2 protein-coding genes are annotated in these 2,083 nt (G+C 60.9%); both read right to left on the reverse strand.

The annotated features are described in order from the left end of the window. Nucleotides 1-416 precede the first annotated feature (416 nt). Nucleotides 417-1,034 carry a DUF488 domain-containing protein gene (locus RTCK_RS15325; RefSeq protein WP_142593411.1) on the reverse strand — a complete coding sequence of 206 codons (618 nt, stop codon included), beginning with the start codon at nucleotides 1,032-1,034 and terminating at the stop codon, nucleotides 417-419. A gap of 17 nt (nucleotides 1,035-1,051) precedes the next feature. Continuing rightward, nucleotides 1,052-1,930, reverse strand: a complete 879-nt coding sequence (locus tag RTCK_RS15330) for a manganese catalase family protein (RefSeq protein WP_142593412.1) — start codon at nucleotides 1,928-1,930, stop codon at nucleotides 1,052-1,054. Nucleotides 1,931-2,083 lie beyond the last annotated feature (153 nt).

Raw genomic sequence — 2,083 nt, forward strand, 5'->3', positions numbered from 1 at the left:
TAGCTTTCAGCGCCCCGTCCGATTTGAAATTCCGAGATCGCCAAGGGAGGAGTCTGTCCGCTCGTCATCCCGAGCTTGCTCCGAGGACAAGGGAGGAAACCCTCTTGCTGAAAGCCCGTCTAGCACCCCATCTTCGTCTTTGCGACCAGCACACCGGCCCTGAAGGCGATGACGACGCTTGTGGACCGGCGGCGCGTGAAGACGAGCGGCAGAAGCAGCATGGCGGCTCCGAAGGCGGCGTCGAGCGAGGTGGCCGGGCATCGTCAGCACCGGCTTCCAGCGGGCCGAGCCGGAGGCCCTGCCACCGAAGGCCCTTCCCAAATGCCCTCATCGAGAGCGGCCGGTTTGAACAGGTCGTCGCAACACTTCTCGAACAAGCTGTCGGTTCCTGAAGTCGCGCCAGCCGTCTGCCAATGTCAGCAACATTCGATCTCACTCGACGCCTGCGGTTTCGGATAAATGATGGTTCCGTCCCCGCGTATCGTCGCACCAGCGGTAAGGCGCGCCGGTGAGGTTCTGTCTCCTTCCATCAGATGGTAGACATCCACTCCCCGTTGCAGGAGATAGTCGGCGACAATCCTTCGATGGCAACGCCACCAGACCGCTTCGGCGCACATGATGGCACAACGACGGGAAGTTCCCAGGAGCAGGAGTTGCTCTAGCCCTTCCCGGAAATCCGCAGTGAGGGCATAGTCCGCGTAGTTGTGGAAGCTTCTGTTGTTCCAGAACGCGTTCACATCCTGCTCGATCCCTTTCTCGCGCTTCCGTCTGCCGCCGAGCTGGGGGATATGCGTGTAGCCGATCTGGTAAGGCTCCAGTGCGGATCCCAATACGTCTTCGTTGTATTGCGGATTGGTGCGCGATCTCCTGATCGAGCGGACATCTACGACAACCTGGACCTCAGCCACCCTCAGCAGTTCCACAAAGACTGGAATCGGCCGCGTGGAGTGGCCGATGGTGAAGAAGGAGGCCTTATCCTCGCCCAGAGGGGCAAGGCTCCGCTCATGCTGGTGAGTCCTCTCATCCACAAGCATGGCGCGGAGCCTTGTCGTCAGGAAGCCATGGGGGGCATCGGCTTCTTCGGCGTGCCGTGGAGCCGTGGATCGAGTTGCGCAAGCTCCTCGACCGTTTCGCCAAGGGGCTGTGGGTCCGCCAGGAACTGGAACTCGCCCTTGCCGTCGGGCGAAGTGCCTGCAGCCCAGGAGCCGCGTTGACTTTCAGCTCCGTCGGAGCATCTCCAGTATTGATAGGCGACCTCAGACTTCTCGCGATCCTGGGGGAAACTGAAGGGAGCCGGCGTCTGTTCAAGACCGTCGGCCTCAAGCTCCCTGATCGCCGCGAGCCACTGGTTCTGGTGCATCGTGTCCCGCGCGATCAGGAAGGATAGCATGTCCCGGACGCCCGGATCGCTCGTCATCTCGTAGAGCCGGCACACCTGGAGTCTTCCCTGCGATTCCGCCGTCAGGTTGAAGCGGAAGTCGGCGAGAAGGTTGCCGGAGGCGATCGTGTAGCGGGAATTCCAAGGATATCCGACGCTGTCGGTCGGAGTTGCTCCCATTCCTGCAACGATGGCGTGTTGCGGATTCATACCGGCAAGGATCGCATCCTCCACACGTGCGCCGCCCATGACGGCACCGATGACGGAGTCCTTTGCCGCATCTTCTTGTGTTTCCACCGGGGAAGTCTCCAGCAACCGGGCAATCATGGTTGCAAGCATCTCGACATGCGCGATTTCTTCCGTCCCGATATCGAGGAGCATGTCACGATACTTCGCCGGAGCACGGCAGTTCCAGCCCTGGAAAAGATAGGTCATCATGACGCTGATCTCGCCCCACTGCCCTCCCAGCACCTCCTGAAGTTGCTTGGCGTAGACGGGATCCGGCCGCTCCGGCCGCGCATTGTACTGGAATTGGTTCGTTCTGAAGAACATTCGTCTCTCCTTTGCTTGGGCACAGCCACGGCCTCCCGAACACGAAGAGTTGCATCGGGTTCCCTCGCGCGGGGATCGTGTCCCAGGACGTGGTGTAGCTTAGACGACCACGGCTCATTCCCGAGGGCCGGATGAGTGTCAGCTTGCTGCTGG

Source organism: Pseudorhizobium endolithicum (assembly GCF_902153245.2).
GTDB lineage: Bacteria > Pseudomonadota > Alphaproteobacteria > Rhizobiales > Rhizobiaceae > Neorhizobium > Neorhizobium endolithicum.

Bases quoted from the DNA above. Each gene is read 5' to 3' on its own strand.
- RTCK_RS15325 (WP_142593411.1), bottom strand. From the start codon at position 1,034: ATGCTTGTGGATGAGAGGACTCACCAGCATGAGCGGAGCCTTGCCCCT.
- RTCK_RS15330 (WP_142593412.1), bottom strand. From the start codon at position 1,930: ATGTTCTTCAGAACGAACCAATTCCAGTACAATGCGCGGCCGGAGCGG.